The 21,938-nt window shown below is 71.6% G+C and carries 16 protein-coding genes and 2 pseudogenes; 8 read left to right on the forward strand and 10 right to left on the reverse strand.

What is annotated here, in order from left to right:
* Positions 1-11: 11 nt before the first annotated feature.
* The gene (locus O7623_RS05635) at positions 12-1,043 is read right to left on the reverse strand and encodes a cation transporter (RefSeq protein WP_348775151.1); all 1,032 of its coding nucleotides are present in this window, start codon (positions 1,041-1,043) and stop codon (positions 12-14) included.
* Between the two features lie 194 nt (positions 1,044-1,237).
* On the opposite strand from O7623_RS05635, the gene O7623_RS05640 reads away from it, so the two are divergent.
* The 3 genes and pseudogenes from O7623_RS05640 to O7623_RS31320 all read left to right on the forward strand — a co-directional run.
* Positions 1,238-2,215, forward strand: coding sequence for a sporulation protein (locus tag O7623_RS05640; RefSeq protein WP_282227529.1), 978 nt, complete (start codon positions 1,238-1,240; stop codon positions 2,213-2,215).
* Between the two features lie 445 nt (positions 2,216-2,660).
* Positions 2,661-4,487, forward strand: a pseudogene (locus tag O7623_RS31315) (BTAD domain-containing putative transcriptional regulator); the annotation flags it as partial.
* A gap of 519 nt (positions 4,488-5,006) precedes the next feature.
* Positions 5,007-5,708 (forward strand): annotated as a pseudogene (locus tag O7623_RS31320) (tetratricopeptide repeat protein); the annotation flags it as partial.
* On the opposite strand, the gene O7623_RS05650 reads toward O7623_RS31320, so the two are convergent.
* The 8 genes from O7623_RS05650 to O7623_RS05685 form a co-directional block, all read right to left on the reverse strand.
* Positions 5,683-6,732, reverse strand: coding sequence for a lysylphosphatidylglycerol synthase domain-containing protein (locus O7623_RS05650; RefSeq protein ID WP_282227531.1), 1,050 nt, complete (start codon positions 6,730-6,732; stop codon positions 5,683-5,685). The pseudogene O7623_RS31320 and the gene O7623_RS05650 sit on opposite strands and share 26 nt — an antisense overlap.
* On the reverse strand, positions 6,729-7,799 hold the full coding sequence (locus O7623_RS05655) for a glycosyltransferase family 2 protein (RefSeq protein ID WP_282227532.1): 1,071 nt from the start codon (positions 7,797-7,799) through the stop codon (positions 6,729-6,731). Before O7623_RS05655 ends, O7623_RS05650 begins: the two co-directional genes overlap by 4 nt.
* Positions 7,796-8,917 carry an endonuclease/exonuclease/phosphatase family protein gene (locus O7623_RS05660; RefSeq protein ID WP_282227533.1) on the reverse strand — a complete coding sequence of 374 codons (1,122 nt, stop codon included), beginning with the start codon at positions 8,915-8,917 and terminating at the stop codon, positions 7,796-7,798. The genes O7623_RS05655 and O7623_RS05660 overlap by 4 nt, the downstream gene beginning before the upstream one ends.
* Positions 8,914-9,927, reverse strand: coding sequence for a glycosyltransferase family 2 protein (locus tag O7623_RS05665; protein ID WP_282229324.1), 1,014 nt, complete (start codon positions 9,925-9,927; stop codon positions 8,914-8,916). The genes O7623_RS05660 and O7623_RS05665 overlap by 4 nt, the downstream gene beginning before the upstream one ends.
* Positions 9,928-9,934: 7 nt before the next feature.
* Positions 9,935-10,945: a glycosyltransferase family 2 protein gene (locus O7623_RS05670; RefSeq protein ID WP_282227534.1), complete on the reverse strand. Its 1,011-nt coding sequence runs from the start codon at positions 10,943-10,945 to the stop codon at positions 9,935-9,937.
* A 62-nt stretch (positions 10,946-11,007) separates the two neighbouring features.
* Positions 11,008-12,000 carry a UbiA prenyltransferase family protein gene (locus O7623_RS05675; protein ID WP_282227535.1) on the reverse strand — a complete coding sequence of 331 codons (993 nt, stop codon included), beginning with the start codon at positions 11,998-12,000 and terminating at the stop codon, positions 11,008-11,010.
* 13 nt (positions 12,001-12,013) lie between these two features.
* Positions 12,014-13,057, reverse strand: a complete 1,044-nt coding sequence (locus tag O7623_RS05680) for an NAD-dependent epimerase/dehydratase family protein (protein WP_282227536.1) — start codon at positions 13,055-13,057, stop codon at positions 12,014-12,016.
* The gene (locus O7623_RS05685) at positions 13,051-14,367 is read right to left on the reverse strand and encodes an aminotransferase class III-fold pyridoxal phosphate-dependent enzyme (RefSeq protein ID WP_282229325.1); all 1,317 of its coding nucleotides are present in this window, start codon (positions 14,365-14,367) and stop codon (positions 13,051-13,053) included. Before O7623_RS05685 ends, O7623_RS05680 begins: the two co-directional genes overlap by 7 nt.
* Positions 14,368-14,710: 343 nt before the next feature.
* Between O7623_RS05685 and O7623_RS05690 the strand changes: the two genes are divergently transcribed.
* Genes O7623_RS05690 through O7623_RS05710 form a run of 5 tightly spaced genes read left to right on the forward strand, consistent with a single transcriptional unit; the run spans position 14,711 to position 19,362 of the window.
* On the forward strand, positions 14,711-15,721 hold the full coding sequence (locus O7623_RS05690; RefSeq protein ID WP_348775128.1) for a glycosyltransferase: 1,011 nt from the start codon (positions 14,711-14,713) through the stop codon (positions 15,719-15,721).
* Positions 15,718-16,518: a polysaccharide deacetylase family protein gene (locus tag O7623_RS05695; RefSeq protein WP_282227538.1), complete on the forward strand. Its 801-nt coding sequence runs from the start codon at positions 15,718-15,720 to the stop codon at positions 16,516-16,518. The genes O7623_RS05690 and O7623_RS05695 overlap by 4 nt, the downstream gene beginning before the upstream one ends.
* Complete coding sequence (locus O7623_RS05700) at positions 16,519-17,151, forward strand: class I SAM-dependent methyltransferase (protein WP_282227539.1); 633 nt, start codon at positions 16,519-16,521, stop codon at positions 17,149-17,151.
* A gap of 20 nt (positions 17,152-17,171) precedes the next feature.
* Positions 17,172-18,395, forward strand: coding sequence for a glycosyltransferase 87 family protein (locus tag O7623_RS05705; RefSeq protein WP_282229326.1), 1,224 nt, complete (start codon positions 17,172-17,174; stop codon positions 18,393-18,395).
* Between the two features lie 19 nt (positions 18,396-18,414).
* Positions 18,415-19,362 carry an aldo/keto reductase gene (locus O7623_RS05710; protein WP_282227540.1) on the forward strand — a complete coding sequence of 316 codons (948 nt, stop codon included), beginning with the start codon at positions 18,415-18,417 and terminating at the stop codon, positions 19,360-19,362.
* 63 nt (positions 19,363-19,425) lie between these two features.
* Here the strand turns inward: O7623_RS05710 and O7623_RS05715 are convergent, their stop codons facing one another.
* Positions 19,426-21,909 carry a DNA topoisomerase IV subunit A gene (locus O7623_RS05715; RefSeq protein WP_282227541.1) on the reverse strand — a complete coding sequence of 828 codons (2,484 nt, stop codon included), beginning with the start codon at positions 21,907-21,909 and terminating at the stop codon, positions 19,426-19,428.
* Positions 21,910-21,938: the final 29 nt, after the last annotated feature.

A 21,938-nucleotide genomic window follows, 5' to 3' on the forward strand; every position in this document is an offset into this window, starting at 1 on the left:
CCGCCGGGGATTCAGAAGGCCAGCACCGCGACCACCGCGAGGTAGCCGACGAGCAGCAGGGTGCCTTCGAAGCCCAGCCGACCCCAGCCCCGCACCTGGCGTACCAGCAGGCCGCCGAGGAGCAGCGTCGTCATCAGCATCGCCGAGGTGGTGAGGAACAGCTCGTCGGTGCCCGCCTGGTGGTAGAGCGAGCCGTCGCGATAGAAGAGGTCGCCGACGACCAGGTTGAGCGCATCCAGGCAGTTGCCGCCCAGGACCGCCGCGACGGCCAGGGTGAGCGCGCCCCGGCGGACCGCCGCGATCGCCGTTATGGCCTCCGGCAGCGCGTTGATCAGGCCCATCAGCACCCCGCCGACGAAGCCCGCACGCAACCCGGTCGCTGTCACCAGGCTCTCCCCGGCCAGGGCGATGACCCATCCGCCGGCCGCGACGATCAGGCCGACCGCGACGAAGCGGACCCACAGTGCCGGCAGCGGTGGGCTGTCGAGCGGTCCGTGGCTCTGCGGCAGGTCCTGGCGGGTGTCGACGGTGTCGACTGCTTGCCAGTACGGCGTAACGTCGGTGGAGTGCACGATCATGACGCCGCCGACGTAACAGCCCACCATCACCACCGAGACCGGGTGGATCCCGGCCAGCGTCGCGTCGGGGGTGTAGGTGCCGAGCAGGGCGAGCGCCAGCAGCGCCAGCAGCAGGCAGCCGAAGAGCACGTTGGACAGCGAGGCGCTCGCGTGTTCGAGATTGACCCGGCGGTAGAACAGGTCGGCGACCGCGACCGCGGTGGTCTGCGCGGCGATGCCGCCGACGGCGTTGCTGTACGCCAGTTGCGGTGCGGCGCCGGCAGCCGTCACCGCGGTCATCACGATGCCCGACAGCGAGGTCGCCAGGCCGAAGAAGATCGCCCCGAACAGCGCCTCACCCCAGCCGGTGCGGTCCGCCAGCGCGTCGCCGAGGGCCACCAGTCGGACACTGCCCACCACGGTGAGCCCACCGGCGGCGACGAACGCCACGACCGACCAGGAGATCGGCCAGCTCGCCGCGAGCACCGCGTCAGTCACAGGGAGCATTCTCTACCATGAGCTGCACAAAACCTGGCAGATCACCATATAGCCCCGGGTGAGCTCACAGGAGTCATTCAGAAAACGCTGATATCGTCCGATCCACGTCCATTATGGACTTATTGCATCCGGTACCCGACCCCGCACGACGGATACGACGTCACCGAACGAAAGGAACGTACGTGGTCTTCAAGAAGATGCTGGGCGCCCTGGGCATCGGCGCCCCCAGCGTCGACACGGTGCTGCCCAACCCCAACATCCGCCCCGGCCTCGTCCTCAGCGGCCAGGTCAACCTGGTCGGCGGCAGCCACGAGACCCGACTCGACCAGATCACCGTCAGCCTGGTCACCCGGGTGGAGGTGGAGGCCGGCGGCGAGGACCACAACGCGACGGCCGAGTTCCACCGGGTCCCGGTGGGTGGCGGGTTCTCCCTGCGGGAGGGCCAGCAGGTCTCGTTGCCCTTCCAGTTCGCCGTACCATGGGAGACCCCGGTCACCGACGTGTACGGCCAGCGGCTGCACGGGATGACCATGGGGCTGCGCACCGAGGTGGCGATCCCGGGCGCGATCGACCGGGGCGACCTCGACGCGGTGCACGTGCACCCGCTGCCGGTGCAGGAGCGCATCCTGGAGGCCTTCGCCCGGCTCGGCTTCGGCTTCAAGGGTGCCGATCTGGAGTACGGCCGGCTGCACGGCGTGCCCCAGACCCTGCCGTTCTACCAGGAGATCGAGTACTTCGCCGCGCCGCAGTACGCCGGCGGCATCCGGGAGGTCGAGCTGACCTTCGTCGCCAGCGAGTACGGCGTGGATGTCGTGTTGGAGTTCGACAAGCGCGGCGGGCTGTTCACCCCGGGCCACGACTCGTACGGGCGTTACCGGGTCAGCCACGCCGACGCCGACACCGTGGACTGGACGGCGCAGGTCGACGGCTGGGTCCGGCAGGCCCTGTCCCAACGGCAGTCGTTCCTCGGCGGCGGCGGATACGGCCAACCGATGCACGGCGGGTACCCGCCGGCGCACCGAGGCGGGCCCGGCATGGGCGGCATGGTCGCAGGAGCGCTCGGCGGTGCCGCGCTCGGCTTCGCCGGTGGGATGGTCGCCGGCGAGGTGTTCGACAGCTTCGGTGACGACGACGGCGGCGAGGACTTCGGCGAGGAGTGACCGACGGGCGGTCGTGGGCGTCCGGATGCGTCGCCGGAGACGTCCGGCGTCGCACAAATGCGGATGCCCACGACCATGTCGACCTCCGGCGACAATTGTCGCGCGCCTGCCCACCTCCACTTCACCCGCACGAACGCCATCTTTTGCCGTCGCGTACGCCGGAGGCAGGCTGCCCGGAGTCGACAGGTGTCAACAAACCGTCCTATTACCAATGTCCCGACAGACCACGACCATGCATGGTCACCGCCAATCAGACCAACGCCCTCGGCGCGAATTCGTCCATGAGGGACGCCGGGTTGCCACCAATGGAGGAATTCACTCTGATCATTCGCAGCGGAGGATTGCACAGTTGCCGACGCTGATTTAGCGTGAAGCGAACCGACCGCCATATACGGCCACCCCGTCCTGAGCGGCGGCACCAGCACGACCGGCGAGGGTGACGACGTTGCGTATCCAGATCCTCGGCCAGGTGCGCGCCTGGCGCGACGGTGAACAGCTGGATCTCGGACCGACGGCGCAGCGCGCCGTGCTCGGCCTGCTCGCGCTGGCCTGTGGCCAGCCGGTGCGCACCGCCGAGATCTCTGCGGTCGTGTGGCCCGACCGCAGTCCGCCACCGAGCGCGCGCAACGTCATCCAGACCCACATCAAGCACCTGCGCCGTCGACTCGAGCCGGACCGTCCGCCACGCGCGCCCAGCCAGGTGCTACGCCAGGTCGGGGACGGCTATGCCCTGCAGCTGCCGAACTCCGCCGTCGACGCCCTGCGCTTCCGCGACCTGCTGACCGCCGCCACCGGTCGGCAGCGCGCCGGTGACCTGCGCCGGGCCGCCGACGAGCTCGAGGAGGCGCTCGCGCTGTGGCAGGGCCCACCGATGGCGGACATCCCGGATCTCACCGCGCATCCGAGGGTCGTCACGCTCGTGGAGGAACGGCACGCCGCCCTCGCCCGCTACGGCGAAATCATGATCGCTTCGGGACGGGCCGCCGAGGCGGTACCGGCGCTGGAGGAGGCCGCCACCGCCCAGCCGCTGGACGAAGCCGCACAGGCCCGGCTCATCCGCGCCTACCAGGCCGCCGGCCAACGTGCCCGGGCCTTCCATACCTACCATCAGGTCCGGCACCGCCTCACCGACGAACTCGGCGTAGATCCCGGACCCGAGTTGTCGGCCGCGCACACCACGCTGCTGCACGACGAGGATCCGGTCACGGCCGGCGCGGGGCCGGCCCCCACCGGCGCGCAGCGGACCGACCAGCGGGACACCCGTACAGCCCCTGCCGCACCGGCCCAGCTGCCCGCCGACATCCCGGACTTCACCGGTCGGGGCACCGAACTGGCCCGGCTGGACAACTTGCTCGACGCCACCGAACCGGGCGGCGACACCGTGCCGGGCGTGACACTCGTCGCGACCTCGGGCACCGCTGGCGTCGGCAAGACGGCGCTGGCCATCCGCTGGGCGCACCGCGTCCGGCACCGGTTCCCTGACGGCCAGCTCTACGTCGACCTGCAGGGCTACGACGCCGGCCAGCCGGTCTCCCCCGGTCACGCGCTCGCCGGTTTCCTGCGGGCGCTCGGTGTCTCCGGGCCCGACCTACCGCTTGATCTCGACGAACGCGCGGCCTGCTACCGGAGCCTGGTCGACGGCCGCAGACTGCTGGTGGTGCTGGACAACGCCGCCTCCGCCGAGCAGGTCCGGCCGCTGCTACCCGGCTCGCCGTCCTGCTTCGTCCTGGTCACCAGCCGAGACTCTCTCGCCGGTCTGGTCGCCCGGCACGGGGCCCGGCGCATCGACCTCGACCCTCTGCCACTGGACGAGGCCGTCGCTCTGATCCACCGGCTGATCGGCGCCCGGGTGACCGCCGAACACACCGCCGCCGCCGTGCTCGCCGCGCAGTGCGCCAGACTCCCGCTGGCGTTACGGGTGGCGGCGGAGATGGCCGCCACCCGCCCAGGTGCGCAACTGGTGGAGCTGGTGCGGGAACTGGCCGACCAGCACCGCCGGTTGGACCTGCTCGATGCCGGCGGCGACCTGCGAACCGGTGTTCGGGCTGTCTTCTCCTGGTCCTACCTTCACCTGCCGACGGACGCCGCCCGTGCGTTCCGGCTGCTCGGTCTGCATCCTGGTCCAGGGCTGGAGCCGTACGCCGCCGCCGCGGTCATCGGCACCACCGTTGCCGACGCCCGCCGGTTACTGGATCTGCTCGCCCGCGCCCACCTGCTCGAACGCGGCCCGCAGCACCGGTACGGCATGCACGACCTGCTCCGTGCCTACGCGGTGGACCTCGCCGAGGCGCAGGACGCGCCGGTCGACCGGCACCGGTCGATGACCGCGCTGTTCGATCACTACCTGCACACCGCGGCGGCGGCGATGGACCTGCTGTATCCGGCCGAGCGCCACCGCCGACCGGCGATCAGCGGCCCGACGGCGGCGGCCCGGCCACTGGCCGACGCGGCGAGCGGCCGGTCCTGGCTGGAGCAGGAACGGGCGAATCTGGTCGCCATCATGGCGTACGCCGCCGGGCACGGCTGGCCCGAGCATGCCCGCCGGCTCGTGCTCACCGTCTTCCGCTACCTGGAAGGCGCCGGGCACTACCCGGACGCGGTGACCGCGCACCACCATGGCCTGCTGGCCGCCGAGGCGATCGGTGACCGCGACTCACAGGCCCACATGATGACGAACATCGCGGTGGTGTACGGCATGCAGGGACACCGGAAACTGGTCGTCGACCATCTGCAGCGCGCCCTGGTGCTCTACCGGCAGACCGGCGAACGCGCTGGCGAGGCACGGGCGCTGGGCAACCTCGGTGTCTTCCACGGCCAGCAGGGCCAGTACGACCAGGCCCGGGAACACCTGCAGGAGGCGCTCGCGCTGCTGCGGGCCACCGGCGAGACCCACGGCGAGGCGATGGCGCTGGGCAACCTCGGCTGGATCCATGTCCTGCAGGGCCGCTACGCCGAAGCCGGCGAACACCTCGACCGGGCGATCATCCTGTGCCGCCGGATCGGCCACCGGGTCGGGATGGCGTTCGCGCTGGACTCCTTCGGCCAGCTGCACGCCCGGCTCGGGCGGTTCCGGGACGCCGCCGACCACCACGGTCGGGCATTGCAGATCTACCGTGACACCAGTCAGCCGGTGGGTCAGGCCTCGGCGCTGGTCGGCCTGGCCGACGCGCTGATGGAGGTCGGGAATCCGGCGGCCGCCCGTGAGCACTACCAGCAGGCGTTGTCGATCGCCGCCCAGATCGGTGACCGGACGCAGCAGGCCCGGGCTCACGCCGGGCTGGCCCGGGCCGGGCAGCGGCTGGTCGACACCGACCGGGCGCCGGCCGCCGGGCCGGGGCGCACGCCGGACGAGGTGTGGGACCACTGGTGCCACGCGCTGTCCCACTTCAGCGCCATCGGTGCCCCGGAGGCCGAGCAGATCCGCGCGCATCTGGCGGCGGTGGGACGCCACCGCGCCGAGATCGCCGTCAGCGCGCGGGCACCGGGTCGCTGACCAGCGCGCCGCCGACGCCCCGCTGCCGACGTCGGTGCAGATACTGGGCGAGCGCCAGGCCGCCGGCACCGACCGCGACGTCGCTGAGCACCGACACCACCCGGCTGGCCAGCACGACGGTGCCGGCCAGGGGCAGTGGCATCACCGTGGCCAGTCCGACGACGAGCACTGCTTCCCGCACCCCGATGCCGTCCGGGGCGACCATCACCAGCAGCCCGGTGACCGTCGCCAACCCGAACCCGGCCACGCACACCAGGTAGGAACGGCCGGGCGGTGCCCCGGCCACGACGGCCAGCACCCACAGGTGATGCCCCGACACCCACCAGGACAACGCCTGCGCGACGATCGCGCGGCGGACGCCACCCGGGGTGGCACCGAACTGTAGCTGCGGCCGACGCAGCAGCCTCGTCGCGAATCGCACGGCCCGGTCGAGCAGCTGCGGCCGGATCAGCAGGATCACCACTGGCAGGGCGGCCAGCAGCAGCCACCACACCCCACCACCGACGACCGCCGGGCCGGCGGCGATGCCGATGGTCAGCCCGGTGAGCGCCACGATGCTCCAGCTGACCGCGAACACCGACGCCAGCCGGACCGGACCGACGTCGACCTGTCTGCCCAGCCGCAGCAACACCGGCACCGCGACGAACCGACCCGGCACGAACTTCACGAGGAACCCGACGAAGAAGATCCGCAGCGCGGTCCAGGTGTGCACCCGGGCGCCGAGGTCGACGAAGACCGCGCGCCAGGACAGCACGCCGAGGACCAGGCCCAGGCAGTTGATCCCGATCGCGGCCGCCACCGCGAGGTAGCCGGTCACCGGGTCCAGCGAGGCGGCCAGCTCGACGACGGGGGTCCAGTCCTGGGTACGCAGCACGGTCACCACGCCGACGACAAGCAGTACGACGAAGAGCACCACGAAGGCCCGGTTCAGCAGCCGCCACCAGCGACTCCAGCGGCCCGTCGGTGACGTCCCGCCGCCCGCCGGTGAGGTCGCGCCGCCTGCCGGGGAGGTCGCGCCGCTCACCGGTCGGCCCGCCCCGTGCTGGCCGGTGCGCGCCGCCCGCTCCGCAGCGCGGTGGCGGCGAACCCGGCGGCCATACCGGCCAACTGGGTGGTGTGCATGACGAAGTGCATGCCGACGAAGTACACCAGGAAGCGGTTGCCCTTCCGCCGCCACACGAAGCGCAGCAGTCCACGGTCGACGACGAGGAAGGCGGCGCCGAACACCCCCGGCAGCACCAGCAACCACCGGTCTACCAGCGCCAACGGGAGGGTGACCAACGCCGCCGTACAGCAGAGCATGGCCGCGGCTGCGGCGACGTCGAAGCCGCGCCCTGGCCGGTCCGTACCGTCGGACCGGCCCGGAGCGTGCGGTCGGTGCGGTGACCGCCGCCGGGCGCCGAGCGTGGTGCCGGCGAGCAGCGCGCCGTAGCTGACGGCGCGCCGGACGTGCTCGGCGAGAAACGGCCCCAGCCGGTCGACGTCGTCGTGGCGGCCGACCACCTGCGCGCTCATCCTGATCTGGTAACGCCGCGGCAGCCGGGTGCCGAACTCGATGTCCTCGGAGTCGCGCAGGCGCTCGTCGAATCCACCGACCGCGTCGAACGCCTCGCGACGGATCGCGGTGAGCGCGAACAGGGTCGAGTCCGCGACGCCGGCACGCTGACGCCGCCAGTAGTGCTCGAACAGGGTCTTGTACACCTCCACCGGGCCGTCGGCGGCGAACGGCTCGGCGGCATAGATGCCCTGCACCACACCGCACTCGGGGTGCGCGGCCAGCACCCGCAACGCGTTGCCGATCGCATCCGGCGCGAGGGCGATGTCGGAGTCGACGAAGAACAGCACCTCACCGGTGGCGACCGAGGCTCCGGCGTTGCGGGCCGCCGAAACGCCCCGGTTGGTTGGCAGGCAGACCAGTTGGCACGGTAGGCCGGCGGCGATCTCCCGGGACCCGTCGGTGCTGGCGTCGTCGACCACGACCACCTCCACCGGCTGGCAGGTCTGGCGGTACACCGACCGCACGCATTCGGCCAACGTCTTGGCCTTGTTGTAGGTCGGGATGATCACCGACACCCTCGGCGCCCCGGTCACCACGACACCCACATCGTCTGGGGCAGGTGGTCCGACATTCCCCGCGCGTCGCCGAACTCGTACCGGTGCACGGTCAGCGGGTCGGAGACCAGCGCCCAGTCCAGCCGCCACGCCGACGGCTGCTCGGTCGGCCACGAACCCGGATAGAAGGATCTGCTGGCCGACACCGCGTCGCGCAGCCCCGAGGGCAGCCGGCGGGTGTCCCCCATCGCCGGCGTGGTGTTGAGATCACCGGCCAGCAGGACCGGGTACGGGTTGGCCGCCACGTCGGCGGCGAGCACCCGCCACTGAGCGAGGCGGCGCTGCCGCTGCTGGCGTACCGTGTCGTGAAACTCCCGGCTGAACACGCTCGGTCCACCCACCCACAGCGGCACCGGCAGATGCGCGTTGTACGTCGAGAGCACGCGGTCGCCGACCTGCAGGTCGGTCCGGAGCACCTGGTAGCGCCAGAAGTCGACGAAGTCGTCCGGTGCCGGCGGCAGCCCGGCGGCCTCCAGCGGCACCTGGTCGACGATCGGGAACCGCGACAAGGTGACCAGTTCACCGGTCACCGCGACGTGGTAGCCGGGCAGCTCACGGGCCAGTCGGTCCAGATCGTCGATCGGCACGATCGTGCCGTCGACCTCGGCGATGTACTCCTGCAGCAGGTACACGTCGGCCCGTTGCTCGCGCAGCAGTCGGTAGAAGTCCGCCGGCTGATCGCCGGCGTGCCAGTAGCCGGTGTTCCAGGACATCACCCGCACCGCCTCCGCCGGCACCGGCTGCTCGGGGCGCAACGGCCCCGGCAGGTTGATCCCGGACAGCCCGGCACCGACGACCAGGGCCGCCGCGCACAACAGCGCCGCGGGCCGCCGGGTGCGTCGGCACCCGGCGGCCGCCGCCGCGAAGGTCAGCGGTACGGCGACGAACAACAGCGGCGGCACCAGCTCGGCCAGCAGCCACCACCACACCCGCCCGCTGAGTGCCCGGTGGGCCAGCACGTACAGCAGCCACAGCGCCGAGCCGGTCAGGAACAGCCGGCCCAGCCAGCGCCGCCACCACCGTCCGAAGGGCCCCGGCCCGGGCGTGGCGGCGACGGTCTCCACCGGGGCCGGCGCGATCTGCGGTGACGCGGTCACGCGGTCGCCTCCACCGGGAAGGTGCCGTCGTAGAGCTGCCGGAACGGTCGCGACACCAGCCACTGCAGGGCGCCGGCCGCCACCCCGGCGGTGATGGTGACGTTCACCAGGAAGTGCACGGCCACGAAGAACATCAGGAACACCGGGCCGCGCCGCCGGTGGGCCAGCACGTACAGGTCGCGGTCGGCGGCGACCGACGCGGCGACCAGCCCGGCCGGTACGAGCAGCCACCACGGCCCGAACAGCACCGGCAGCCCCAACGCGGGCAGGGCGGCGGTCGCGATCAGGCTGCCCCAGGCGCGGGCGGCCGTCTCGAAGCCGGTGGCGAACCGGCGGGCCCGCGCGTACAGCGGGATGCGTAGTCGGGCCCGGTGGAACAGCTTGCGCAGCAGCGGCAGCAACTGGTGGTCGTGATCGTGCCGGCCGCGGACCCGGGAGGTCAGCCGCAGTTGGTGCCGGCGGGACAGCCGATAGCCGTAGTCGACCTCCTCGGTCTGCTTCAGCGCCGGGTTGAACGGACCGATCTCCGTGTAGACGCGGCGGCGGATCGCGCACATCGCCGGGAACAGGAACGTCACGTTGCCTTCGCCGCTGGCCGACCAGTGGTGGTACTGCAGACCCCGGTAGCGGGCCACCAACGTGTCGTGCAGCAACGGCTCCGGGTCCTCGATCCCGCAGACCGCCCCGACCTGGGGTTCGGCCTCGAGCAGCGCCACCGCCTCGGCGACGGCGTCGGGCGCCATCGCCACGTCGGCGTCGACGAAGAACAGGATGTCACCGGTGGTGTTCGCCACGCCGACGTTGCGGGCCCGGCCGCAGCCACCGTTGTCCGGCAGGGCGATCACCCGTACGCCGAGGGCCCGCGCGACAGCCACCGAGTCGTCGGTGCTGTGGTCGTCGACCACCAGCACCTCGATCTCCGGATAGGTCTGCGCGGCGATCGCCCGCAGGCACACGTGCAGGGAGGCGGCGTAGTTGTAGCTCGGCACGATCACCGACACCTTCGGCATCGTCACGTCACACCGCCTGCGCCGGCTTGTCGTAGAGCCGCCGGAACGCCCGCGAGGTCAGGTAGCTGGCGAAGCCGGTGGCCGCCGCGACCGCCATGACCACGTTGAGGAAGAAGTGCATGGCGACAAAGTAGGCGACGAACAGCGGGTTGCGGCGGGCCGCGACGAACCGGTACATCGGCCAGTCGCACGCGACGAAGCCGGCGGCGGCGAGCACCGGTAGTACGCTCCACCAGGGACCCAGCGCCAACGGTGCGACGCTGGTCAGCACCACCAGCAGCGCGGCGACGCTGCTCCAGGCACGCGGTCCGCTGCGCAGCCCGCCGGGAAAGGTCGGGTTCTGGGCGTACATCGGAATGTGCAACCTGGTGCGGGTGAAGACCTTGCGGATCATCACCCGCAGTTCGTGGTCGTGGTCATGGACGCCGCGCACCGCCGGAGTCAGCCAGATCTCGTACCGACTGGCGAGCCGGAAGCCGTAGTCGGCGTTCTCGGTCTCCCGCAACCGGGGGTTGAACGGACCGATCTCGGCGAACACCTCGGCCCGCATCGCCAGCAGCGCGGTGTACATGGTGTAGATCCGCCCCTCGTCGGCGATCAGCCAGTAGGACTGCTGCATGCAGCGGTACTCCTCGACCAGGCTGTCGCGGATCAGCGGCACCGGGTCGTAGTTGCCGCAGATCGCGCCGATCTGCGGCCGCTCGGTGAGCAGGGCCACCGCGTTGGCCACGGCGTCCGGCTTGGCCGCGACGTCGGAGTCGACGAAGAACAGGATCTCGCCGGTGGCGTGGGCCGCACCGAGGTTGCGGGCCACCGACGGCCCGCCGTTGGCCGGGGTACGCACCACCTGGACGCCGTACGATTCGGCCACGGCGACCGAGTCGTCGGTGCTGCAGTCGTCGACGACGATGATCTCCAGGCGAGGGTACGTCTGGGCCCGCAGGGCGGACAGACACAGCCCGAGCGCCCGGGCGTAGTTGTAGTTCGGCACGATGACCGACACGAGCGGTTCGGACATGGGTACACACCGCTTTCACTGGTCATGAGGTTGCACTGTGGTGGGTTCGGATTGCGCTGGGGTCAGGACGACGGGTAGTTGACGGCGAACAGGGCCGCACCGACCACCATCGCCAGCAGGGCGGCGGTGGTCAGGATCAGCCGGTCGCGCAGCAGGGTGCGGACCGGGTCGCCGCCGCCGCGACGGACCAGCACGGCCTGCAGGTACCGGGAGATCCCGAACAGGGTCAGCGGGACGGCCGCCAGCAACAGGGCGTCCCGGTGCGCACCGACCGGTGCCTCGGAGTTGAGGTAGAGCAGGAATCCGAGGACCGCCACGGTCGCGTTCACGGTGATCAGCTGGTCGGCCAGGCCGAGGTTGTAGCCGCGCAGCGCCGGACGGTGCGCGGCGCCGTCGACGGCGAGTTCCTGCCGGCGTTTGCCGAGGATCAGCAGTAGACAGGTGGCGAAGACCGTGGTGAGCAGCCAGGCGGACACTGGACCGCCGGTCGCGGCGTAGCCGAGCAGGACGCGCAGCACGAATCCGGCGGCGACGACGCTGATGTCGATCAGCGGTACGTGTTTGAGCCACCGACTGTACGCCAGGTTCACCACCAGGTAGCCGGCCAACGGCCACCAGGCGATGCCGGGTCCGACGACGACGGCCGTGCCGAGCAGCCCGGTCAGCACCGCGGCGATCGTCCAGGCCAACGTCGGTGAGATCCGGCCACTGGCCACCGGCCGGGACCGTTTACCCGGGTGGCCCCGGTCCAGGTGGCGGTCGGCGACGTCGTTGACGACGTACACCAGCGACGACGCCAGGGTGAACAGCAGCACCCCCCACCCGACCCGGCCCACCGTCGCCACCGTCCACGCTGGCGCGTCAAGCAGCGCCAGGGGCACGGCCAGCAGGTTCTTGGTCCACTGCTGCGGGCGCAGCAACATGGTCAGGTCCCCGGCGGCGCGTACCGACCGGGCGATCCAGCCGGGCCGGCCGTCGGCCACCGCGCCGGCGGGGTCGCCCGCCATCGACCCGGGTGCCGGCACCGGCTCGGCTGCCACCTCCACAGCGGTCATCGCGCACCTCCTGTCAGAAGAAGACCTTGGCGGCGGCGAGGACGCCCTGGCGCCACGGATCGCGGCTGGTCCGGCCGCTGGCAGCCGAACTGGTGCTGGTGGCGCGGTGTGCCTGCCACCAGCGGAACGTCTCCAGCACCGCGTCCTGGTTGCTGTACCGGGGGGTGAAGCCGAGTCGTCGCCGGGCCCGACCGATGTCGACGTACGAGTCGTCGCGCAGTTTGTGCAGCAGCCGCCCGTACACCGGGGACAGCCCGGTGCGCTGCAGCAGGCCGAGCGCGGCGCGGGCGGGTCCGGCCGGCAGCGCCACGACCCGTTTGCCGTGCCCGGCCGCGTCGAGCACCGCCTGGAAGTCCTCGCGCAGGGTGCCGAACTCGGCGGCCCCGATGTTGTATGTGTCGTTGGCGACGTCGGCCGGTGCCCGCAGCACGGTGACGACGGCCTCGACCAGGTCGGCGACGTGCAGCATCTGGATCCGCACCCGGCCGTCGCCGAGCACCGGGAAGTTGCGTCCCTCCTGGGCCCACTGAAACAGCATCGAGAACAGACCCATCCGGCCGGGCCCCAGGAACGTCTTGGGCCGCAGCACCGGCAGCACCAGACCGGCGTCGCGATAGCCGATCGCCAGCCGTTCGGCGTCGGCCTTGGCGGTGCTGTACGGATCCACCGGCGCGTACGGGTGTTCCTCCGGGGTGGGGACCTGGCGGGGCAGGCCGTAGACGGCGGTCGAGGAGATGTAGACCAGGCGGGCGACACCGGCCGTACGGGCGGCGTCGAGCACCGCGCGCGAACCGTCGACCACGATGGAGCGGATCTGCGCCGCCGGGTAGCTCGGCAGCGCGGCGGCACAGTGCACGACCGCGTCGACGCAGTCGAAGGCGACCCGCAGCACCGCCGGATCCCGCACGTCACCGACCAGGTGCCGGTACCCGCCGGCCGGACCGCCGGGTGCCGGCTCGCGCAGGTCGACCCCGACCACCTCGGCGCCGTCGGCGACGAGTCGGGCCACCACCGACGCGCCGAGCATCCCGGCGGCACCGGTCACCGCGATCACCACAGCGAGCCCACCTTCTGCGCCACGAACCGGGTCAGCAGCCGGGTGAGACCCTGGCCGAGCACGGTGTCGAGGCTGTCGAGGAAGTACTCGACGTCGTCGTCGGAGACGACCAGCGGCGGGCCGACCACCAACGGGCTGGCCCCGTTGAGGGTGTAGTAGGTGTAGATGTCGTGGTCGCGGTACAGCGCGTTGATCACCGCGCAGGTCACCACCTTGGTTCGCAGGCGGGGGTCGCGGGCCAGACCGGCCGGAGCGAGCTTCGCCGCCAGGTCCAGCACCTTCGGGCCGCCGTCGATGAACACCCCCCACAGCGCACCCGCGCCGGCCACGTCGGCCACCGCGTCGGGGTGCTGCTTGGCGATGCGGCGCAGCCCGGCGGCGAGCTGCCGTTCGATGTGCCGCGCCCGCGCCGGATAGTCGTCGTCGATGGCGACGTTGACCGCCTCGATGGCGGTGGCGCATTCCTCACCGAAGCCGTAGTAGGTGGTCGACGTCGAGTGCAGCAAGGCGTCCATCGGATTGTCGTAGGCCTTGCGGAAGATCGGCTCCCGGGCGACGTACGCCGAGATCGACGACTTGCCGCCACCGAAGGACTTCGACGTGGTCAGTACGTCCGGCAGCAGACCCGGGTACCGCATGAAATAGAACAGGCTGCCGGTCTTGCCCCACCCGGTGTAGATCTCGTCGAAGATGAGCACGATCCGGTGCGCGGTGCACAGTTCCCGCAGCCCGCGTAGGAACTCCTCGCTGCACCAGCGCATCGTCGAGGCGCTGAACGGCTCGATCAGGATCGCGTACACGTCGTCGGGATGGGCGGCGATGGCCGCGCGTACCGATTCCAGGTCGTCGTACTGGAACGTGACGACCCCGGAGATGCCGGGGAATTTGAAGTGGTTCTGCGCGCCGCCGGTCAAACTACCCGAACCGAGCAGCTTGCCGTGGAAGCTGATGTCGGCGCGCAGGATCGTGTGGCGTCTCCCGCCGTGGTACTTGTAGGCGAGCTTGACCGCACCTTCGACCGCCTCCGCCCCGGAGTTCGGCAGGAACGACATGTTCAGGTCGCCGGGAAGCACCTCGGCCAGGTTGTGCGCCAGGCCTGCGACGTACGGCGAGAAGTAGGTCTTGTGCACCTCCATCCGGCGTTGCTCGGCGAAGCGGCGCCGGACGGCCATCACCCGGGGGTGGTTGTGTCCGTGGTTGAGCACGCCGACGCCGCCGGTGAAGTCGAGGATGCGACGGCCGTCGCGCAGGTACAGATAGGCACCTTCGGCGTGGTCGACCAGCTCGCGGCCGAACCCGAAGGACGTCATCAGCCCGACCTGGCTGCGGTTGACGTACTGACGGTAGAGATCGTGCACTCGCTTGACCGGAAGCTCGTCGCAGTCATCGACGCTGAACAGAGCCACCACGCATCGGCCCTTTCTCCAGAGCAGGTGGAATTCTCCTGGAACCGGTGTCGGCGTCGGGCGTCCACCAGGAGTCGGCATGGATTTTTCCGGACCGCACTGAATGGCGACTGGAGCACCACTGAATCGATGCTGGATCACGGTTGGACGACCACCGCTACCAATTGACCAGGGACGCTGCCCCGGATAGCCTTTCGCCCAGTCACGACGGCGGGGCGAACTTCCCCGATCCCCGCACTCCGACAAGGTGGTGTCCGTGCCTACGCACGTATCGGTCGTCATTCCTGCCTACAACAACGAGCGCACCCTGCACGCCTGCCTGTCCGCGGTGTACGCCCAGACGCATCCGCCGACCGAGGTGATCGTGGTCGACGACGCGAGTACCGACCGCACCCGGGAGATCGCCCGTCAGTTCCCGGTACGGCTGTTGCAGACGCCGGTCAACAGCGGCCCGGCCGCCGCCCGCAACCGGGGGATCCGGGCGAGCACCGGTGAGGTCATCCTGTTCGTGGACGCCGACTGCGCCCCCACTCCCACCGCGCTCACCACCGCGCTGGACATCCTCGGCCAGACGCCCGGTGTCGACTGCGTACACGGGATCTACCTGACCGAGCCGCTGTACGACGACGGCCCGGTCGAGGCGTACCGCCTGCTGCACGCGCACTACTGGCGACTGCGCAGCGTCGGCCGGGTCCGTACCGCGATCTTCGCGCTCTGCGCGGTGCGCCGCGAGGTGTTCGACGACGTCGGCCTCTTCGACGAACGCCTCCGTGCCTCCGAGGACGTCGAACTCAGCGACCGGATGGCCGACCGGCACGGCATCTGGCTGTCCGCCGAGATGACCTGCCACCACGACGACGACAGCCGGCTGGGGTCGCTGCTGCGCAAGCAGTTCAGCCGTTCGCAACTGCTGGTGCCGGTGGCGGTGCGCGAACGCGGGCCGGCCGGACTGCGCGCGAACCGCCCGGCCGGGGTGCTGGCCACCGTCGCGGCGCTGGCCAGCCTGCCCCTGGCGGCGCTGACCCCGGCGCTGCTGGTGCTGCCGGGCGCGGCCCTGGTCTGGTTCGCCGCCGCCGACCCCGGCCTGGTCCGCTTCGTCCGGCGCCAGCGCGGCACCGCGTTCGTCGGGTTCTTCCTCGCCCTGCACCTGCTGGTACATCTGGCGATCGTCGGTGGAGCCGCGCTGGGCGGGCTGCGGTTCCTGCTCGACCGCGATTTCGGCCCGAGCCGGCAGCTGCGCCCGAGGCCGGGCCGGTGACCGCGCCGACCCCGCCGGCCGGTGGGCGACGAGGCGACAAGGACCGACCGGGCGGGAGCCCGCTGGTCGGCGGCCGATCCGACAGTGGACGACTGGCACGGGCGCAGGGGCGGGCCTGGGAAGCGATGTTCCTCGCAGTGCGGACCTACCACCGGCTGCGCGCCCGCCCGGCGCATCACGGGCCGACCTGGCCGGTGTTCCGGATCGACGCCGACACGGTCGCGCTCACCGTCGACGACGGCCCTGATCCACGCTGGACCCCGGCGCTGCTCGACCTGCTGGCCCGCTACGACGTGCGGGCGACGTTCTTCCTCATCGGTGAGCGGGTCACCGCACATCCGGAGCTGGCCCGGCGGATCGCGGCGGCCGGGCACCGGATCGGCAACCACTCGTTGCGGCACCCGATGCCGTTCGCGGCGCTGCCGACGGCCGCGCTGCGGACCGAGATCACCCATGCGCAGCAGCGGATCCTCGACGCGACCGGGGTACGGGCCGAGCTGTTCCGCGCCCCCAGCGGCGGCTGGTCCGCCAAGGTGCTCGCGGCGACCGCCGACGCCGGGCTGGTCCCGGTCGACTGGACCGTCAACTCCAGCGACTGGAAGGAACCCGGCGTCGGCCACATCACCCGGACCCTGTCCCGGGCCCGCCCCGGGCACATCCTGCTCTGCCACGACGGGGGCGGCGACCGGTCACAGACCGTGGCCGCGCTGGACACCGTACTGCCCCGGCTGCTGCGACGCGGACTGCGGTTCGCGCCGGTGCCCGGCCGATCCACCACCACCGACCGGGAGACATGAATGGCACATCCGATCTTCCGACTGGCCGCACGGCTGCTGAACTGGCCGCTGACCGTGCTGGTCCGCCCGTACCCCCGGCTCAACGCCATCGCCTGGGATCTGCAGTACGCCCTCGGACTGTGGCGCTACCTCGACCGGGGCCGCGACCCGGTGCCGCTGGCGCTCGCCCAGCAGGTCACCGACCGGCCCCGCATCCTGGACCTGGGCTGCGGCACGACCGTCAACCTGGCGCTGCCGGCCGACGGGTACCGGCACTACCACGGGGTGGACATCAGCCGTACGGCGATCCGCCGGGCGCGGTCACTGCGTCGGCCGAACACCTCGTTCGAGGTCGCCGACCTGGTCACCTATCAGAGCACCGCCAGGTACGACGCGGTCCTGCTGCGCGAAGTGATGTACTACCTCACCCCACAGGACGCGGTCACGGTGCTGCGCCGCGCGGCCGGGATGCTCGACCCGGGCGGTCGGGTCCTGATCTGGCTGTACGACGGCACCGCGGCGGTAGCGGCGGTGCTGTCCCGGCTGCGGGAATGCGGGCTGACGGTCCACGCCGAACTGCCCGACGGCGACACCGGGGAGCGTGTCGTGCTGGTGCTGGGCGCCGACGACCCGGCGCACAGCCGGCAGCCGTGACGCCTCCGGTGGCCGGTGCGGTGGCGGACCGGCCGCTGGTCCGGACCTGGCTGCCCGCCGCCGCGATCGCCACCGGCCTGGCCGGCGCGGCGGCGGCGGTCTACCAGTTCACCGGACGGTTCTGGGGCGACCTCGGCGCCTACCGGGCCGGGGCGGCGGCCGCCGCCACCGGCGACGGCAATCTGTACCAGGCCAGCCATCTCACCCCGGACGGCATCGCCCTGGGTTTCACCTATCCGCCCTTCGCCGCGCTGCTGATGCAGCCACTGGCGGTGATGAGCATGCCGGTAGCCGTCGCCACCTGGACCGTGGCCAGCGTCGTGGCGCTGGTCGCGGTGATCGGGCTGGTGCTGCGCCAGGTCGGTACGCCGGACCGGCACCGGCCGGCCGCGACGATCGGCGCGCTGGTCGCCGCGCTGCCGGTCTTCGCGGTCGCCGGGCACCTGCAGGTCGGGCAGGTCGGGCTGATCCTGATGTGGCTGGTGCTCGCGGATCTGGTCGGCGGACGGCACCGCCGGTGGCACGGGCTCGGCGTGGGCATCGCCGCCGGCATCAAGCTCACTCCGTTGATCTTCATCGGGCTGCTGGTGCTCACCGGCCGGTGGCGGGCCGCCGCCACTGCGCTCGGCGGCCTCACCGCGACCGTCGCGATCGGGTTCGCCTGGCGCCCGGCCGACTCGACCTGGTTCTTCTCGGGCGGGCTGCTGGACACCGACCGGGTCACCGGCGACCCGCGTACCGTGCTCAACCAGTCGTTGTCCGGTGCGGTGACCCGGGTGATGGACGACCCGGCGCCGGGGCTCGTCTGGTGGGTGCTGGCCGCCGTGGTCGCCGTGGCCGGGATGGCCGTGGCCGTCGGCCACCACCGACGTGGCGACGTCCTGGTCGCCGTACTGGTCTGCGCCGCGACCGGACTGCTGATCTCCCCGGTCTCCTGGCATCACCACTGGGTGTGGTGGGTGCCGGCGCTGCTGCTGCTCGCCGGGCACGCCTGGCGGCACCGCCACCGGGGCGCTACGGCCACCGCCGCCGCCGTCTGGGTCGTGCTGGTGGCCAGTACCAGCTGGGTGCTGGCCGCCCCGGGCGGCTGGGACCTGCACTTCACCGGGCCCGGCCTGGTCTACAGCAACCTGTACGTACTGCTGGGCGCGGTCGCGATCGGCCTCGCCGGCTGGCGGCTGCGCCGGCCGACGGGGCCGCCTGCACCGGCGACCGTCGATACCCTGTCGGGCAGTCAACCGTGATCCGTGGAGGGACACGACCGTGCACATCAGACCATTTGGCACCACCGGAATGCGGGTCAGCGCGATCGGCCTCGGGGCCTGGCAGCTGGGCCGCTCGACACACTGGCCGGACGGACCCGACGAGGCCGAAGCGGTACGGATCGTGCACGCCGCGCTCGACGCCGGAGTGACCTTCATCGACACCGCACCGGGCTACGCCGACGGGGCCAGCGAACTCAACATCGGTCGGGCGCTGACCGGTCGACGCCGCGACGAGGCGATCATCTGCACCAAGTTCGGCTACCTGCCCGACGGCAGCGAGAACTGGTCGGCCAGCGAGATCGAGGCCTCGGTGGCCCGCAGCGCCCGCCGGATGAACGTCGACCACGTCGACATCGTGGTGCTGCACAACCCACCACCGGAGATCCTCGACGGCAGCCGCAGCGACCACTACGACGTACTGCAACGGCTGCAGGACAAGGGCCACATCCGGGCGTACGGAGCGTCGGTCGACTGGAGCGCGGACCTGGACACCGCAGCGGACACCAGCGCCTCCACCGCGTTCGAGGTACGGCTGTCCGCGCTGTACCAGGAGCCGTGGCCGGCGGTGGGCCGGGCCCACGACCGGGGCGCCGGCATCATCGTCAAGGTGCCGTTGGAGTCCGGCTGGCTGTCCGGGCGGTACACCGCCGACAGCGTGTTCACCGACGTACGGGACCGCTGGTCACGCGCGGATGTGGCGGTACGGGCCGGGCTGGTGCGGGAATTCGCGGCGTTGCTGCCCACCGGGGTGAGCCTGCTCTCCGGCGCGCTACGGTTCCTGCTCAGCTACGACGCGGTGTCGACGGTCATCCCCGGCACCAAGTCGGTGGCGCAGCTGCACAGCAGCATCGCCGCCGCCGCCGACGGGCCGCTGCCCGCTGAGGTGGTCGGGGCGGTCCGCGACTGGTACGACCAGCGGCTGGCCGCCGCGCCGCTGGACTGGTGAACCGTCGGTGGGTGCGCCCCGGCGGCCGGCGGCCGACCGCGTGGACCGAGGCGCACCCACCGGTCAGCCGCGTTCCAGCAGGTGCCCGACGACCTGCGGGACCAGCATCACCGGGCTGCCCGAGCCGTCCCGGCGCGGATCGACCGGCGGCAACGCGACCGACTCGCCGGACCGGGTGGAGCCGACCGGACGGGAACCGATCCAGGCCAGTTCGAGCGCCGTCTCGCCCTTGAGGAACCGCTGCGCCCGTACGCCGCCGGTCGCCCGGCCCTTCGCGGGGTAGGCGGCGAACGGCGTCAGCTTCACGCCACGCCCGGTGCAGGTCACCACCATCGGTTCGCCGTGCGCCGGGTCGTCGGTGCGTACCGCCGCGAAGAACAGCACCTGGGCGTCGGTGGCGAGACTGATCCCGGCCATCCCGCCGCCCTTGAGCCCCTGCGGGCGGACCAGCTTCGCGGGAAACCGCAGCAGGGCGGCGTCGGTGGTCACGAACGCCAGGCTCTCGGTGCCGTCGACCAGCCAACTGGCGCCGACCACCTCGTCGCCGTCACGCAGGCCGATGACCTCGAACTCGTCGGCGCGTACCGGCCATTCCGGCGCGCAGACCTTCACCACGCCCTGCCGGGTGCCCAGCGCCAGTCCCGGAGTGTCCCGTTGGGCCGCTGGGGCCAGGCCGACGACCCGTTCGCCCGCGCCCAGCGCGGCGAGTTCGGTGGCGGGCATCCCGCCGGACAGCGACACGGTGCCGGCCCGCTGGGGCAGCACCGGCAGCGGCAGGACGTCGGTGCGGATGGCCCGACCGGCGCTGGTGATCAGCAGTACCTGGCCTCGGGCGGTGGCCGGGACGACCGCCGCGACGGCGTCGTGGCGTTCCCGGCTGTTGCGGCGGGCGTCCTCGACGGACTCCTCGCTCTGCGCCACGGTCCGGGCGACCAGTCCGGTCGCCGACAGGATCACCTGGCAGGGGTCGTCGGCGACCTCCAGCGGCCCGGCCGGTACGGAGGCGGCCAGCACCTCTTTGAGGTCACCGTCGACCAGGGTGGTGCGTCGGGGCGCGGCGAACTGCTTGGCCACCTGGGCCAGCTCGTCGGAGACCACCTTGCGCAGCACCGCCGGGTCGTCCAGGATGCGCGACAGCTCGGTGATCTCGCCACGCAGCCGCTCCTGCTCGGCTTCCAGCTCCAGTCGGTCGAAGCGGGTCAGCCGCCGCAGCGGGGTGTCGAGGATGTAGCCGGCCTGCACGGTGCTCAGCCCGAACTCGGCCATCAGGGCGTCGCGGGCGGACTGCGCGTCGTCACTTGCCCGGATCAGCCGGACCACCCGGTCGATGTCGAGCAGGGCGACGAGCAGCCCGTCGACGAGGTGCAGCCGCTCGGCTCGTTTGCGACGCCGGAACTCGCTGCGCCGGGTCACTACCTCGTATCGGTGAGCAAGGAACGCTTCCAGCAGCTCCTTGAGACCCAGCGTACGGGGCTGCCCGTCGACCAGGACCAGGTTGTTCACCCCGAACGACTGCTCCATCGGCGTCAGCCGGTAGAGGTCGGCGAGCAGCGCCTGCGGGTTGACACCGATCTTGCACTCGACGACCAGCCGGGTGCCGTTCTCCCGGTCGGTGAGATCCTTGACGTCAGCGATGCCCTGCAGCCGCTTGGTCTTGGTGACCTCTTCGGTGATCTTTTCGATGATCCGTTCGGTGCCGACCCCGTACGGCAGCTCGGTGACCGTGATCGCTTGCCGGCCGCGGCTGCCCTCCAGCGGGCCGATCTGCACCTTGGCCCGCATCCGGACCACGCCCCGGCCGGTCTCGAAGGCCCGGCGTACCTCGTCGAGGCCGAGCAGCAGACCGCCGGTGGGCAGGTCCGGGCCGGGCACGAACTCCATCAGCTTGTCCAGCGTGGCGTCGGGGTGACGGATCAGCCACCGGGTCGCGGCCACCACCTCCCCCAGGTTGTGCGGGATCATGTTGGTCGCCATCCCGACCGCGATCCCGGACGCCCCGTTGACCAGAAGGTTCGGAAACGCCGCCGGAAGCACCTTCGGCTCGGTCAGCGACCCGTCGTAGTTCGGCTTGACGTCGACGGTCTCCTCGTCGAGCTCTCCGACGAGCAGCATCGCCGGGCGCGACATCCGCGCCTCGGTGTAGCGGCTGGCGGCCGGGCCGTCGTCGGGCGAACCGAAGTTGCCGTGCCCGTCGATCAGCGGCACGTTGAGGGAGAAATCCTGCGCCATCCGGACCATCGCGTCGTAGATCGCGGTGTCGCCGTGCGGGTGGAACTTGCCCATCACGTCGCCCACCACCCGGGCCGACTTGACGTAGCCACGGTCGGGTCGGTGGCCCTGCTCGCTCATCGAGTAGAGAATCCGCCGGTGCACCGGCTTGAGGCCGTCCCGCGCGTCGGGCAGGGCCCGCGCGTAGATGACCGAGTAGGCGTACTCCAGATAGGAGTCCTGGATCTCGGTCTCCAGCGGGTTGTCCAGGATCCGGGCACCGGCCTGGTCGAACGCGGTCAGGTCGACCCGGGACTGCTTGCTCTTGCTGCGTGCCATCTACGTTTCCAACGCTTCCTCGATTGAGC

It is taken from the genome of Solwaraspora sp. WMMD791, from assembly GCF_029581195.1.
Taxonomy (GTDB): domain Bacteria; phylum Actinomycetota; class Actinomycetes; order Mycobacteriales; family Micromonosporaceae; genus Micromonospora_E.

What these genes read in the sequence shown, in the direction of transcription:
- O7623_RS05675 (WP_282227535.1), bottom strand. Translation starts at nt 12,000, where the DNA reads ATGACCGCTGTGGAGGTGGCAGCCGAGCCGGTGCCGGCACCCGGGTCG.
- O7623_RS05700 (WP_282227539.1), top strand. Translation starts at nt 16,519, where the DNA reads ATGGCACATCCGATCTTCCGACTGGCCGCACGGCTGCTGAACTGGCCG.
- O7623_RS05685 (WP_282229325.1), bottom strand. Translation starts at nt 14,367, where the DNA reads ATGACGTCCTTCGGGTTCGGCCGCGAGCTGGTCGACCACGCCGAAGGT.
- O7623_RS05715 (WP_282227541.1), bottom strand. Translation starts at nt 21,909, where the DNA reads ATGGCACGCAGCAAGAGCAAGCAGTCCCGGGTCGACCTGACCGCGTTC.
- O7623_RS05665 (WP_282229324.1), bottom strand. Translation starts at nt 9,927, where the DNA reads ATGCCGAAGGTGTCGGTGATCGTGCCGAGCTACAACTACGCCGCCTCC.
- O7623_RS05670 (WP_282227534.1), bottom strand. Translation starts at nt 10,945, where the DNA reads ATGTCCGAACCGCTCGTGTCGGTCATCGTGCCGAACTACAACTACGCC.